The organism is Rhizobium sp. LjRoot98 (assembly GCF_964252935.1).
Classification (GTDB): Bacteria; Pseudomonadota; Alphaproteobacteria; order Rhizobiales; family Rhizobiaceae; genus Pararhizobium.
Genome location: NZ_CAXUPW020000006.1, coordinates 165,401 through 178,925, shown reverse-complemented (window position 1 = coordinate 178,925; position 13,525 = coordinate 165,401). Strand labels below are relative to the sequence as shown.

Genomic DNA, 13,525 nt, shown 5'->3' with positions numbered 1-13,525 from the left:
CGGCAAGCGGCCTGAGCCCGCCATTGGTCGCGTAGCAATACTCAACGCCTGCTGCAGGAGCCGCAAAATCAGAGCCACCCTTCCCTGACGGCCACAAACGCATGCAAAAAAAGCCCGATGCGAGCACCGGGCTTTTTTCTTGCACTGTCCTGGATGATCAGAACTTGACCTTCAGCGACGTGGAAATGGCGGTGACGATGTCGTTGCCGAAATCGTACGTCACTTCCTCACCAACCGAACTGCCACTTGTCAGAACGCCGACGGCGCCAGCGAGCCGCAGTTCAACATTTTCGGTCGGCGCATACGACACACCTGTTCCGAGCGTCCAGGTGTCGGTCTGGTTGCCGTAACCATGGCTCGTGCCGCGATCCCAGGTCAGGCTGGCCGCGCCGCTCCATTGATCGTTGAATTTATGGCCGACGCCACCCGTCACGGTCCAGCCGTCGCGGTAGAGAAGGGTGAGGCTCGACGGTAGATTGCGTGGATCGAGCGTGCTGTTCGGCGTGATTTGAATGACCTGCAGTTGACTCCAGTCTGTCCACTTGACCGATCCAAAGACAAGCCAGCCGGGCGCGATACCGGATTGAACCTTCAGCTCAAGGGAATCAGGCATGGACGCAAAGCTGGAGACATCGTACCGGGTGCCCGGAACAAAACCACCAGCGCCGTTGGGGAGGAGAACCTTGGTCAGGTCGATCGTTCCCCCTAGATTGTCGAGATCCACGGCACTGTTGTAGACGAGACTCGCACGAAACGCATATTCCGGAATTTCGTATGCAGCGCCAGCGCGCCACCCCCAACCGCTGCCATCCAGATCGAGACGGCCAACGCCGTCAAAACCCCCACCGAAGACTGGGGTCACAAGACGTTCCTTGAAGCCGCCGACTTCCTGGTAGAAGCCGCCACCGATGATCCGGAACTGACCTTTCCCCATATCCCACTTGTAGGAGCAGGTGGCAGCGTAGTTGTCGCTTTCAATCTTCGTTTCGATATTGTCATTGGCACCCATCCAGCTCGCGCCCGGCTTGGTATGCGCACCCCATGGCTGCGAATAATCGGCCATGCAATCGACGCTATCGCCAAAGCCGGCTTTGACGCCGATACGCGGCACCCAATAACCTTCAGTTTCGCCGATTCCATTGGTTTGGCCGGCTCCGCGGCCGTTCGAACCGATACCGTTTGCCGGATTAACATCTACCACATTGTCGAGTTCGCGCTGCGGATTGACGTAAGTTGCTGCAGCTTCTGCCGCATAGGTCGATGGATCAAACAGCAGATCGATGTTGTAGCCGCCCCGCTCCAGACCGCCGGCGCTAGCGGCCGTGCTGGTCAACAACACAGCAAGCGCCGCGGTGATCGTCGCCTTGATTTTGGTGTGAACCATCCGTTTTCTCCCCCTGAATACAGATCATTGGCCGACGTAACCGCCAACCTGTTGGAAAGAACTATCGACCGGGAACGGCGGATGGCAAATACCTAGATTTAGCAACGGGTCACGTCAGCGCACCAAAAATTTACGTAAGAAAACCGAATTTCGTATTAGAACGAGAAAAATGGGTAAATAATTTCACCAAAAAATCCAATTTCTGTAAAAATAGGAATAATATTCCATAAATATTGATAGCTGTAACCTCGACACAACAATGCCATTTTTTGGAAGATGTGCCGCGATGACAGTGAAATAAGTTGGCGTCAAAAGGTAGAGCTGCCGCATTTTTCCGTGTGAACGGCCATCGCGCCCAAAAAGAGAATCAAACAATATAAAAAAGGCGGCCAGAACCGCCTTTTTTTGTCATTTTTATACAAATTATGGCTGCAGAGGCATCCCGAATGGCATGCCTCTCGCAGTTGTATCGACATCAACCGGCGTCGGCGACCCTGGCCAATGCGACCGCGAGAGATGCCTTCTGGCCATCCAGTTCGGCCAGGCGTTCACGCTCCGCATCGACCACATCGGGACGGGCATTGGCAACGAACTTCTCGTTCGACAGTTTGCCGAGGATACGCTCGCGCTCCTGCTCGACCTTGCCGATCGCCTTTTCCAGCCGCAGCTTTTCAGCCGAAAGATCGATCAGGCTGCCAAGCGGCAGGCAGACCGTTGCCTCGCCAACCACGATCTGCGCGCTCCCCTTCGGCGCAGCCGCAGCCAAGTCGATCGCATCGACACGCGCCAGCCGGCGGATAGCGGCGGCATGACGCTCCAGACGTTCCTTAGTCAGCATGCTGGCTTCAACGACGACCAGAGGCGCGATTGCAGCTGGCGGGACGTTCATTTCCGAACGGACCGAACGGATGCCCGATACCAGATCGATCAGCCAGTTGATCTCACCGGCGGCGGCATCATCCGCGTAGGAGGCGGCCGGCCACTCGGCGTGGCAGAGCAGGCTGTCGCGTGTGGTACCCTCGCCCGCTGTCTGCGCCCAGAGCTCTTCCGTCATAAACGGCATGAAGGGATGCAGGAGCTTATAGGTCTCGTCGAGAATGTAGGCAACGCAAGCCCGCGATTCAGCTTTTGCAGCCTCGTCCTCGCCACCGAAGACAGGCTTCAGCAGTTCCAGATACCAGTCGCAGACCTGATTCCAGACAAACCGGTACAGGCTGCCGGCGGCCTCGTTGAAACGGTAGTTCTCGATCGCCTCGGTAACGTCGCGAATCGTGCGCGACAGTTCGGTAAGGATCCAGCGGTTGATCGTCAGCGAAGAGGTTTCAGGCACGAACTTCGGATCGTTGGCAACGCCGTTCATCCCGGCAAAGCGCGTCGCGTTCCAAAGCTTGGTACCGAAATTGCGATAGCCTGCGATGCGGGCCGGATCGAGCTTCACGTCACGTCCCTGCGCCGCCATGATCGCCAGCGTGAACCGCAACGAATCGGCGCCGTATTCGTCGATCAGGTCGAGCGGATCGATGACGTTGCCTTTGGACTTCGACATCTTGGCGCCGTTCTTGTCGCGCACCAGGGCGTGAACATAGACCGTATGGAACGGCTCGACAGGCGTACCGTCGCTATCCTTCATGAAGTGCAGGCCCATCATCATCATCCGGGCAACCCAGAAGAAGATGATGTCAAAGCCAGTCACCAGGACATCTGTCTGATAGTACTTGTCCAATTCCGGCGTCTTGTCTGGCCAGCCAAGCGTCGAAAACGGCCAGAGAGCCGACGAAAACCACGTGTCGAGCACGTCTTCGTCACGAACGAGAATTTCACCTGGCCGGAAATTCTCCAGCAGATCCTCGACATAGGCCTTCATCGGGCCTTCATGCGACAGATAGTGCTGGATCGCGGCGTGCAGCGCCTCCTCTTCCGTCTTCTCAACAAAGACCTGGCCATCCGGTCCATACCAAGCCGGAATCTGGTGACCCCACCACAATTGCCGGGAAACGCACCAGGGCTGGATGTTTTCCATCCATTCGAAATAGGTCTTTTCCCAGTTCTTCGGAACGAAGTTGGTCCGGCCCTCGCGAACGGACGCCATCGCCGGCTTGGCGAGCGTCTTGGCGTCGACATACCACTGTTCCGTCAATCGCGGTTCGATCGGAACACCGCCGCGGTCACCATGCGGAACGGTGTGCTTGTGGGGTTCGATCTTGTCGAGCAGACCACGCTCCTCGAACATCGTCACGATCGCCTTGCGCGCAGCAAACCGCTCGACGCCATCAAGCGCCGAGACCAGGGCTTCCAGTTCATCGGACGCCGGCAGGCCTTCCAGGAATTCCTCGTTTCCAGCAAGCGTGATGTGGCCATCAATCGTCAGGATGTTGACCTGACGCAGATGGCGGCGCTTGCCGACCTCAAAGTCGTTGAAGTCATGGGCAGGCGTCATCTTGACGGCGCCGGTACCAGCCGTCGGGTCTGGATACTCGTCGGCGACGATCGGGATGAGGCGGCCAACCAGCGGCAACACGACATGCTTGCCGACGATGGCCTTGTAGCGTTCGTCATCCGGATGAACAGCAATGCCGGTGTCGCCCAGCATGGTTTCCGGCCGCGTGGTGGCGACGACCAGATAGTCGCGCGTCTCCCATTCCGTCGCATTGCCGTCAGCGTCAAAAGCGATCGGATGCTGGTAGGTAACCCCCTCTTCCAGCGGATAGCGCAAATGCCAGAGGCTGCCTGTCATCTCAATCTGCTCGACCTCCAGATCAGAGATCGCAGTCAGGAGCTTCGGGTCCCAGTTGACCAGACGCTTGTCCTTGTAGATCAGGCCCTCTTTGTAGAGCGAAACGAAGACTTCGAGTACAGCCTTCGACAGGCCCTCATCCATGGTGAAGCGCTCACGGGACCAGTCGCAGGAGGCGCCGAGACGTTTCAGCTGATTGAAGATCAGCCCGCCGGATTCAGCTTTCCATTCCCAGACCTTGTCGATGAAGGCGTCGCGGCCCATTTCGCGGCGATGCTGCTGGCGCTCCATCAACTTGCGCTCGACAACCATCTGCGTGGCGATGCCGGCATGGTCCATGCCCGGCTGCCAGAGCACATCCTTGCCGCGCATGCGCTCGAAGCGGATCATGATGTCCTGCAACGTATTGTTCAGTGCATGGCCCATATGGAGCGAACCCGTCACGTTCGGTGGCGGGATGACCACGCAGAAGCTGTCGGCGCCCGATTTTGCCCCTGCACCTGCACGGAAGGCGTCCTCGTCATCCCAAATCTTGGCGATACGCGGTTCGACAGCGGCGGAATCATAGGTTTTTTCAAGCATTTTGGAGCCAAACTTGCTGATTGATATCGATGGTTTGTAAATCGGAACGGGGCATTGCTGTCAACAATAACAGCAAAAAAGCCGCCAGTGTGATTGCTGGCGGCTTTGAAAGAAAGAAATGCGTGGTCTAGCGCCTCGGGCCCCGCGCAACACGCTCGATTTCCTCCCGCACCAGCCGCTCGACCAGCGTTGGCAGATTGTCATCCAGCCATTCCTGCAGCATCGGACGCAGCATATCTTCGGCAATCTCGTCAAAGGAACGCCGCGCGCCACTATCAACGGCCAGCGCCAGATCGCCAAAAGAACGCGCGACCTGTTCGCCGACGGCAGGCGAAACAATCGCGGCCACGTCTTTTTCCGTCACGATGGACAATGGCTGGCGCTGTTCAGGCGCCAGTTCGAGAGGAGCAGCGGCAGGCTCGACCACTTGAGGAGCAACAACCGGCGGAACAAGGGAAATCGCTGCAGCCATTGCTGCGTCCTGCTTGATCTCTGTATTCAAAGGTAAGGGCGATGGCGCCATACGCGATGTGACTGTCGGGTTATCGGATTTGGTGCGGGTGGCGGCAGGCTGATTTTCCGGATCGCGCAACGGCGCCGAATGCCGTTCGGACGCAGCACGAACACGCGCAGCAACATCGGCAAGAGACATCGGCGGCGGCGATACGGCAGGTTTTACGCTGACACTCTCCGTATCTCGCAACTGCGGTTCCCGCACCGGCGGCTCCACAGCTATGAAATTCTTCTGTTCTTCGGCTTCGAATTCCTTTGCAAGAACCTCATCGTCGATCGTCAGGTGAATGTCTTCACCAGCATCGTCCTCGTCATAGCCGCGAAACGCATTGTCAGAAGCAGGACCGAGATCATTGGCGGGAAAGCCGGGAATGCCGGGCTCGTTGCTTTCGATGATCTTTCGAATGGAAGCCAGAATTTCGTCCATCGAAGGTTCACGCGCTACATTGGGCTGTGCCATTATTATCCCCGTTTCTGCGGTCGCGCTCGATCGGAACATTACCGCCAGTCATTGGCGCGGACTGTATGCGAGTTCGGCGCCGAACAAAACGTTGCGAATCATCTACTGGGAATCTTGCACAGATTTGTTGGCGGCGTCACCTACCCCCAATCCCACGGCAGAAGCGCTCGCGGGGGGTACCAGGCAACACGCGATAAAATAGGGATGAGCGCTGGCGGTCAGCGGCCGTCGACGGTCCGCAATCCGAACCATTTGTCCTTGACGGCCTCATAGTGTTCCTCGGCACGGTATTCGACCACCTGCAGGCCCTGGCTCTGGATTGTCAGCCGCCCCATAGCCGCGAGCAACGAGTAGCTGGCAACGACGGCGTTGCGTTGCGATGCCACGAGGCTTTCTTCAGCGACCAATACGCTCTGCTGGGCATCAAGTACGTCGAGCGTCGTGCGCTGACCAACCTTGCGCTCCTCGATGACGCCCGCCAATGCCTGGTTTGCGGCGCTCACCTGGGATTTGTTGGCCACTGTTGTCGCAAGCGCCGCTTCAAACTGGGCATGCGCCGTGATGATGGTCTGCTGAACTTCGGCACGAGCGGTATCGACCATGATGCGTTGCTGCCCAAGACGTTCCTTGGCCTGGCGAATCTGGCCATATTCGGCGCCACCCTGATAAAGTGGAACTTCAAGCCGGGCGGTAATGGAGGCGTTCGCAGTGTCGCTGTTGCGGTCGCGGTCGGTGGTGTTGCGCGACGCTGAGCCTTGGATCACGACGCCCGGTAGCATCGTTCCCTCTGCTGATTTGACCCTGAAGCCGGCAGAATCGACATTGTACTGCGCAGCGGCGATCGTCGGATGATCGCGCAAACCGGCCGCAACAGCCTGATCCAGGCTTTTCGGCAGTGCTTTGGATGCAGGCGCTGGCTGCTTGATGCCCTTTGGGGCATCGCCGACGATCTGGACATAGACGGCCTCGCTCTGCTTCAGTTGCGAAACGGCATTGACGAGAATTGCCTGGGCTCCCGCCAGTTCCGCCTCGGCCTGACTGACGTCGGTACGCGTCCCCTCGCCGACATCCAGACGCGACTTCGCGGCGCTCAACTGTTCCTTGAGAAAGGCAAGGTTCCGCTTGCGGATCGATACGACGCGCTGATCACGGGCGATATTGGCATAGGATTGCGCTGCCGCCAGAAGGATGGAGATTTCATTCGCCTTCAGCGTCTCACGGCTTGAAAATACGTTCGCCTCGGCAGCCCTGACATTATTCAGGGTCTGAAAGCCGTCGAAAATTTGTTGAGTGATGGTGATACCGGCAGATCCGGTGGTGTAATCTTCGGCGAGCATCGGCGTACCTCGCCGAAACAGGCTCTCCGTGCCCAACCGTGTCGCTGAACCGGTAACGGTAGCCGAAATCTGCGGCCGGTAGCCGGACTTGGCGATCGGCACACCTTCGTCGGTAGCACGAAGCCCGGCGCGCGCCGCATTCAGTTCCGGATTATTCTGGTAAGCCTTTGCCATCGCATCGGAAATAGTTTCAGCGAAGACAGCATGCGGCATAAGCCACAAGGCGGATGAAAGGGCGGCCGCCGCAGCTGTTTTACGAAGAAACGACACTAAACTCACTCCAAAACAAAGGCCGGTAGGGCGCGCAAATTGCGAAAACGTGGCGCTCCGGCGCCGCCGGATGTGATTGTCACGTCTTGTCCCGTTCCGATATCGAGGAAAAATGGTCAAAATGTCGCCGCGTGCGAATACCTACATATTATTTTAAGCTAATATTCAATCGCGTGAATACCGCTCTGCCAGATTACAGTTCGGCCATTCACGCGCCAACAAGCGGGCGCCTAATCGTCGAATGAGACGTATTAAAATACAAATTCGCGCGCCAGGCGGAAGCCCGGTAGCGGCTTGACGGCGGTATTGAACGCCAGGCGCTCCGATGTCCTGCCGTTTTCACGTAGGAAAAGCTGGGCTCTCGATGCATTGCCAAGTCCAACCACGGCAACAAGGCGGCCACCGTCGTTCAACTGGGACAACAGCGAATCCGGCACCGTCTCGACAGCGCCGTGAACAAAGATCACGTCATACGGTGCGCCTGCGGCATGGCCCTTTTCAAGATCCCCAGTAATGACCGAGACATTCGCGTGCCCAAGGCGGCCCAATGTTGCGGTTGCCTCCGCCGCAAGAGCGGCATCGCTTTCAAGTGCTACGACCGAGGCCGCAAGCTCCGACAGAATTGCCGAGGCGTAGCCGGTGCCGCAGCCAATCTCCAGAACCTTGTCATCCTTGGAAATTGCCGCCAGCTGAAGAAGCTTTGCCAGAGGCGACGGTTCCATCAGGTAACGCCGCTCGCCTTCAGCACTTGCAGCCAGTTCAATATCGCTGTCGATATAGGCAAGAGGCTTCAGTGCGGCAGGCACGAATTCTTCCCTCGGGACCGATAGGAATGCCGCGAGAACGGCGTGCGACGTCACATCCGTCGTGCGGATCTGGTTGTCGACCATCTTGATGCGTGCTGCTTCGAAATTCATCTTGCCTGCCTTCGTAAATCCGGATCGTCTTCCGGCGTGTGCGCGCTTTTGGCTTGCGCAGATAAAACAAACCGGTGGCGCTTCAGCCGGCCGGGCATGGCCAAGCTCATAAATCCGCGCATCTGCCGTTTCAAGCTATGGAATGCAGTTCTTGCAAAAAAGCAAGCTTCACAAAAGCCGGTCAACATATTCTACCCTTTCCGGAAGCAGGAAATCCGGGCAAATTTGCATTACCGCATATACAGCGAATCACCGGGACTGGAGATTTTGAAAGTGGCAGTACGTCTCAAACAGCCAAACAGCTCAACTTTCCGGCTCCTCCTTCTATCGTCGGGTTTGCTTCTTTCCCTCTCAAGCTTGAACAACGCGATTGCAGCCGAACAGATTTTCGACGAACTGCGGTTCGGCACCAGCGCATCCATCAGCGGCAGCAATTCACACGAGTCGGGCATCGTTCCATCGGCCACCCTCTTCTTCGATCCCCTGTCGAGCGGCACGGCGGCAACGTGGCAGCAAACCATTCTGGAACCACGGATTTATCTGGGTGCTTCGGTGGGCACGGGTGACGGGGTGGATCAGATTTTCGGCGGCTTCAGCTGGACCGCCGATATCACAAGCCGCCTCTTCGTTGAACTTGGGCTTGGCGGAACCGTTCACAACGGTAAACTGGATGGCGGCGGCGGCAAGGGACCGGACCTCGGTTGCCGCCTGCTGTTTCGCGAACAGATCGCACTCGGTTATCGCGTAACGGACAATTGGCAGATGCTTGCGACAGCCGACCATTCGTCGCACGCCAATCTCTGCGATGGGCCGAACGACGGTCTCAGCCACGCCGGCCTTGCCATCGGCTACAAGTTCTAAGCGGACTGCCAGCGTCAGCCGGCAGGCGCTGCTTCCAGACCGACCAATCCGATTTTGGTATAACCGGCCCGTTGAATGAGGTTCATGACTGTCATCAGCTCGCCGTAGTCGACGGCCTTATCGGCACGCAGAAGAATGCGTGTCTCCATGTTGCCCTCGGTCATGCCGTTGAGTTCGGCAACAAAACCGTCACGACCGACCTCATTGTTCCCAAGGGCCAGCGAGAGGTCCGCCTTGAGGGTCACGAAGACCGGCTTGTCTTCACGCTTTACCGGCGCTGCCGCCGATTGCGGCAGATCGACCTTCATGTCGACAGTGGCAAGCGGTGCCGCCACCATGAAGATGATCAGGAGAACGAGCATGACGTCGATGAAGGGCGTGACGTTGATTTCGCTGTTTTCTTCGAGGTCACCGCCACCTTCGCTGATTTTGCTGGCCATGATCTTATCCGATCCGCGCTATGGCGGCCTCCGAATGCACATGGCTTTCGGGCTTGCGCGGCGCCAAGCGGCGTGCCTGCCGGAAATCGAGATCGCGGCTGACGAGGCGTTCAACCGCAGCCGAAGCATCGGCCAGGATCAGGCGGTAGCCGCCGATCGAGCGGGCGAAATAATTGTAGATCATGACGGCGGGAATAGCTGCAACCAGACCGATAGCCGTTGCCAGCAGCGCTTCAGCGATGCCCGGCGCGACGATCGCAAGGTTTGTCGTCTGCGCCTTGCTGATGCCGATGAACGAATTCATGATGCCCCAGACAGTCCCGAAAAGACCGACGAACGGCGAGATCGAGCCGATCGTCGCGAGAATACCGGTACCGCTGGCAATCCGCTTGCCGGCACCCGCCTCGATACGGGAGAGCTGCGATGCCACGCGCTCCTTGACCCCTTGCGTCGAGACAATGTCGAGTACCGCCTCTGATTTCGACAGTTCGTCATTGGCGGCCGAGATCATCTCCGCAGCCGGCCCTTTTTTCACCGTCAGCGCCTCACGCATGTCCCGCAGCACAACGGCATCGGACAAGGCCCTTACTGCGCGCCGTGCATTCCGCTTGGCGGCAGCAAGTTCGAAGGACTTGACGAGCAGAATGGCCCAGGTTGCGACCGATGCCAGAGCCAATGCCGTCATGACAGCTTTGACGACCATGTCGGCGGCCATAAACATGCCGAACGGCGACAGATCGTGCGGCAACACCGGGTTTGGCAACGTTGCCTGCGCGTCAACGGCTGCGGCGTCATTGGCTGGAGCCGACTGCTCGTTCACCGGCGCTGCGGGGGTTCCTTCATTCGTGGGCGTAACCGGCGCTGCGTCAGCTTGCGGCGTCACCTGAGCCGGCTGCTGTGTTTCATTGACGGCCGCAGCCGGGGTTTCCTGCGCGCGAAGCGCTCCGGCATTCGAGAACGCCAGCAGCACGGCCGCCAGCATCATCCATTTCGGCATTGCACGGTTCGGCATGACCTATCCTACCTCGTCATCGCCCGCCAATCCTTGGGAGGATAAGACGGCGGGAACACGTAAACACATCATTTGACGCCCGGCGCCGAACGCGCCTGCATCAATCGCGGCTTCATATGACATACTATGGCGGAAAGACAAGTATTTGTGGAGTGCTTTGATCAAGAATAAATGATCATTCGAGAATTCCACTTTTCTCGCGCATGCCGGACGGATTTGAACAGGTCAGTCATTCATCCCCCGCGCATCGAACAGGCCGGTGCGCCAATCATAGGTCCGGTGTTGCGCCCAGGGACGTTGCAATTGTTCCTGCGCAAAAACGACCCGCATCCCGGCATGGCCGGCCACGCCGTCCACTGTGCGGTTCTCGACGCCATAAATCTCGACTGCGCCGGTGCGGCGCAAACTCTGGCCGCTGAGCAACACCGCACCCGACCGGCAGTTACGAAAACGCAGCATGACCGGCGTCACAATGATATCGGCCTCTTCGCAGGCGACACCGATGAAACGCGCATCATCGACAGTGACGATGCGCCAACCGTGCTGCGCCGTTGCCGCGCACCATTGCGTTGGGGCGCAAGCGAAACGGTCAGGCGCTGCCTCAGCCAAAAGCCTGCGGATGACAATACGCGCCGCGTCCTTATCGATGGGCGGCTTTGATTTTCGTGCCTCCGGGGCTTCTTCGACGTCTGATCCTGCTTCAACGGCATCCCTGATCACCAGTTCAGGCCGTTGCTGTGGCTTTTGATGCTCCTGCAGGCGTAAAGCGCGCTGCCACTGGGAAAACACGAAATCGGGCGGCTTTGCCCTGTTGCTCGCAGCCTCCGCCTCCTTGATCATGGCAACCAGACGGCCATCCTCGGCGACCACCATATCCGGTCGCGCAACAGCGCTCATCGATGCCGCCATGAGGCCGGCTGCGATGACAACGAGACCAGAAGCCGCCAGCCATGTCCGGAACAGGCAGGCCAGGACACCACCGGCGGCGATCAGCGTGAAGGCGTGATCAGGAATGCGGCCCGTTGTCACTTCCCCGTCCCATGAGGAGACCATGCGCGCGATGGAGATCATCCAGTCGAGCCCCTGCCCCATGACCAGCAACGGGTAACGGTCGAGACCAAGGGGCATCAACAGCATGGCCAACAGACCGAAGGGCATGACGAAAATACTGATGATCGGCATGGCCAGAATGTTGCCGATCAAACCATAGGTGGCCAGCCGGTGGAAATGGCCGGCGGAGTAAATCATCGTCGACAGGCCGCCGATCAGCGAACTGAGCAGCAGACCGGCAAAGAAACCGCCAGCGGCCTTCAAAGGACCAATCGCGCGGCTTGTTGGAAGAATATCGCGGCTAGGCCGGTCCCGCCAATGCGCATAGCCCGCGACCAGAGCCAGCGTTGCAGCAAAGGACATCTGAAAACCCGGCCCCGTCACGGCAGACGGTGTGACGATCAGGATAATCAAAGCCGACAAAGCCACATTGCGCAGGCTGATCGACGGCCGGTCGAAGAAAACGGCAATAAGCATGATGGAGATCATGATCCAGGACCGGACCGCCGAAACGGCGCCTCCCGAGATCAGGATGTATGCGAATACCATAATGAGTGCGCCGGCAGCGGCGAATTTCTTGATCGGAAAACGGTGTGCCAGCCCAGGAACAAGGCTGAGCAGCGTGCGTGCACCGACCAGGAAGGTTCCGGCGGCCAGAACCATGTTCAGGCCGGAGATCGCCAGCACATGCGCAAGCCCTGCCTCGCGCAGCGCCTCGATCGTCGGCCGGCCGATAGCGCGTTCTTCGGCGGTAACCAACGCGGCCGCTATGGCCCCGGCGTCGCCTCCGATGGTGCCGCGAATACGCGCGCCAATCGCCTCGCGCCAGCGGGCGATTGTTTCCCCCATTTCAGCACGCCAAGCGGCAACCCTGCTTCTGGCTACGTCTTCCACGGCTGATACCGCCTGCGGTTTTCCGTAGAAATAGCCGACAGCACCGATACCCCTGAAATAGCTGTCGAAGGCAAAATCATTGAGACCGGGAAGCGCGGCCCCTGATGGCGGCGATAACCGCGCCCTGCCCTCGATACCCTCACCAATCCCCACAGGCGTTTCGCGGCTGCGGGATAACAGCGTGACCTTGGCTGGCGGGCGCTTCAATTCCGGCTCCGAGGTCCGGCTGACTGCGACAGTATATCGCCAGTAGCCCCGATCCGTGGTTTCCCGCGCTGTGACGGTGCCAATAACCCGTGTGGTGACTGGTGTGTCAAGCACCACCGTATCAAGGCGCGCCGTCTCCAACGCAGCAAGCCCCATGCCTGCAGTCGATAAAGCGACAATCAGCATGCCCGTGGGCAATAGGCCTGAACGGTACCGAAGTGCGAAAGCCGCCATGCCGAAAACGCAGATCAGCAGTGCAAGTTTGAGATGGCCCGGCGTATAAGGGAGCCAAAACCAGACAAGCGCGCCTAGCCCCAGAAAGACCGGAACAAACAAAAAGGAATGCCCGAAGGCCTGTTCCTCTGCCACAGCCTTTTGGAAAGCGGCATACCAGCGGATGGTTCGTAGCCGCTTGAATGCCGCTGAGCGGCCCGTAAGGTAACCTGACCAAGCCCGGTTTTCCAGTTCTTTCCCCACAGCGACGGGGATATGCGGAGCACTCGCAAGGACGCGGTTAAACGCATCGTCAGACCGCGCGCGTGACGCCACTCCTGGCTGCTGCCCCTCTTTCATGGATGTTGTTCCAACCGTCCACGCCCGGCTGCATTCTGCAACCTGAAAGAACGGAATGCAACCGACGAGATTGATGCACAAAAAAGATGCAAAACCATTCTGCACCTGGAAGCTTGGTCAGTTTGCGGACAATTATGTCATTGGACATATGGCTCGAACGTGTAATTATTGCGTCGCCATATGCCTATTTTTGCATCGCACAATTTGCCTTTCGTTCAACTTGGCAGCCGTGATTAAATCGGATAGCACATGGTCGGCGTTAATATCTGCGGCATAATTGTGTGCCAATTT

Annotated in this window: 9 protein-coding genes; 1 reads left to right on the top strand and 8 read right to left on the bottom strand. The window is 58.3% G+C overall.

The window, feature by feature from the left end; all coding sequences use genetic code 11:
• Positions 1-157: 157 nt before the first annotated feature.
• The 5 genes from ACSQ3J_RS20000 to ACSQ3J_RS19980 all read right to left on the bottom strand — a co-directional run bounded on the left by ACSQ3J_RS20000 (position 158) and on the right by ACSQ3J_RS19980 (position 8,197).
• Entirely contained in the window at positions 158-1,384 is a 1,227-nt protein-coding gene (locus ACSQ3J_RS20000) for an OmpP1/FadL family transporter (protein WP_060505232.1), read from the bottom strand.
• Positions 1,385-1,859: 475 nt separating this feature from the next.
• Positions 1,860-4,700, bottom strand: coding sequence for a valine--tRNA ligase (locus ACSQ3J_RS19995; RefSeq protein ID WP_060511076.1), 2,841 nt, complete (start codon positions 4,698-4,700; stop codon positions 1,860-1,862).
• A 127-nt stretch (positions 4,701-4,827) separates the two neighbouring features.
• The gene (locus tag ACSQ3J_RS19990; RefSeq protein ID WP_060505624.1) at positions 4,828-5,673 is read right to left on the bottom strand and encodes a PopZ family protein; all 846 of its coding nucleotides are present in this window, start codon (positions 5,671-5,673) and stop codon (positions 4,828-4,830) included.
• 218 nt (positions 5,674-5,891) lie between these two features.
• Positions 5,892-7,223: a TolC family outer membrane protein gene (locus tag ACSQ3J_RS19985; RefSeq protein ID WP_060505230.1), complete on the bottom strand. Its 1,332-nt coding sequence runs from the start codon at positions 7,221-7,223 to the stop codon at positions 5,892-5,894.
• 308 nt (positions 7,224-7,531) lie between these two features.
• Entirely contained in the window at positions 7,532-8,197 is a 666-nt protein-coding gene (locus tag ACSQ3J_RS19980) for a protein-L-isoaspartate O-methyltransferase family protein (RefSeq protein WP_060505229.1), read from the bottom strand.
• Between the two features lie 36 nt (positions 8,198-8,233).
• On the opposite strand from ACSQ3J_RS19980, the gene ACSQ3J_RS19975 reads away from it, so the two are divergent.
• Positions 8,234-9,058 carry an acyloxyacyl hydrolase gene (locus ACSQ3J_RS19975; protein WP_244482255.1) on the top strand — a complete coding sequence of 275 codons (825 nt, stop codon included), beginning with the start codon at positions 8,234-8,236 and terminating at the stop codon, positions 9,056-9,058.
• Between the two features lie 14 nt (positions 9,059-9,072).
• Here the strand turns inward: ACSQ3J_RS19975 and exbD are convergent, their stop codons facing one another.
• The 3 genes from exbD to ACSQ3J_RS19960 all read right to left on the bottom strand — a co-directional run bounded on the left by exbD (position 9,073) and on the right by ACSQ3J_RS19960 (position 13,234).
• On the bottom strand, positions 9,073-9,498 hold the full coding sequence (gene exbD, locus ACSQ3J_RS19970; RefSeq protein WP_060505228.1) for a TonB system transport protein ExbD: 426 nt from the start codon (positions 9,496-9,498) through the stop codon (positions 9,073-9,075).
• A 4-nt stretch (positions 9,499-9,502) separates the two neighbouring features.
• On the bottom strand, positions 9,503-10,510 hold the full coding sequence (exbB, locus tag ACSQ3J_RS19965) for a tonB-system energizer ExbB (protein ID WP_060505227.1): 1,008 nt from the start codon (positions 10,508-10,510) through the stop codon (positions 9,503-9,505).
• 225 nt (positions 10,511-10,735) lie between these two features.
• Positions 10,736-13,234 (bottom strand): ComEC/Rec2 family competence protein, encoded by a 2,499-nt coding sequence (locus ACSQ3J_RS19960; RefSeq protein ID WP_244482253.1) that lies wholly within the window; start codon positions 13,232-13,234, stop codon positions 10,736-10,738.
• Positions 13,235-13,525: the final 291 nt, after the last annotated feature.